The organism is Faecalibacterium prausnitzii, from assembly GCF_003287405.1.
In the GTDB taxonomy this organism is placed as follows: domain Bacteria; phylum Bacillota; class Clostridia; order Oscillospirales; family Ruminococcaceae; genus Faecalibacterium; species Faecalibacterium intestinale.
In genome coordinates, this window is record NZ_PRLD01000057.1 from 1 (window position 1) to 782 (window position 782).

A 782-nucleotide genomic window follows, 5' to 3' on the forward strand; every position below is an offset into this window, starting at 1 on the left:
CCGAAAACAGCATTCGGCCACGCCTGATTTAATAAGTTAAGGTCTCGCATATTCGCCCTCGGCTCCCTGCGAGTGGGGCATAAACATCTGGCAGCGGACTTGTACCGCTTCATTGGCATTTCAGCCACCCCGTCTGCTTTGTGACCGGGCCGCGAATTACGGAAGTATCATTATCGGAGTACCAGATGACGGAACTATTCAGTTTTCAAAGAACATGAGTGTAGACATTTCGTTCAGCGGCTTTCGCCATCTGGTGAATTGCCCTTACACTTACGAGCCATCGAGAAGGGTCAATTCGTAGCATTAAAATTGAAGTTTTTCAAAAATTTAGTAATTCTCTTGATTTTTATGCTAATAGTGGGGCGGGATACGCCGTAGACTTTAGATATTTCAGTGATGTCGTATCCCTCGTAAGCGTACATGGTGATGATTTCCAAATCTTCGACTTTCAAAGTTTCGAGTGCAGTAAGCAACTGTTCGTTCTCAATCTCACCAATCCATGCAAAACGGCTTTTGGTTTCGTGGTAGGTATCCGTTACGGTAACGGCTTTTTCATACTGCTTGAAGTCGCTGGTTTCCTTGGCTGCGCAATCATCGGCAGCACCAGAAACCGTCATTGTGTTAGTGATGTAGGCACGTTCGCTATTAAGAACACCCAAATCAAACTCGTACATAGCCTGAATTGCATCTTCGCTCATTCCTGCTTCGCGGTACTGCACACGAAGATGCTCCCACTTTGCGTTCAGCTTGCGACGTTCATTGCCATTATTGAAACTCATGTG

General features: G+C 45.9%; 1 protein-coding gene. It reads right to left on the reverse strand.

Going from position 1 to position 782, the window contains the following annotated elements; genetic code table 11:
• Positions 1-290 precede the first annotated feature (290 nt).
• The gene (locus tag C4N24_RS15005) at positions 291-779 is read right to left on the reverse strand and encodes a sigma-70 family RNA polymerase sigma factor (RefSeq protein WP_005946633.1); all 489 of its coding nucleotides are present in this window, start codon (positions 777-779) and stop codon (positions 291-293) included.
• Positions 780-782: the final 3 nt, after the last annotated feature.

Bases quoted from the DNA above. Each gene is read 5' to 3' on its own strand.
- C4N24_RS15005 (WP_005946633.1), bottom strand. From the start codon at position 779: ATGAGTTTCAATAATGGCAATGAACGTCGCAAGCTGAACGCAAAGTGG.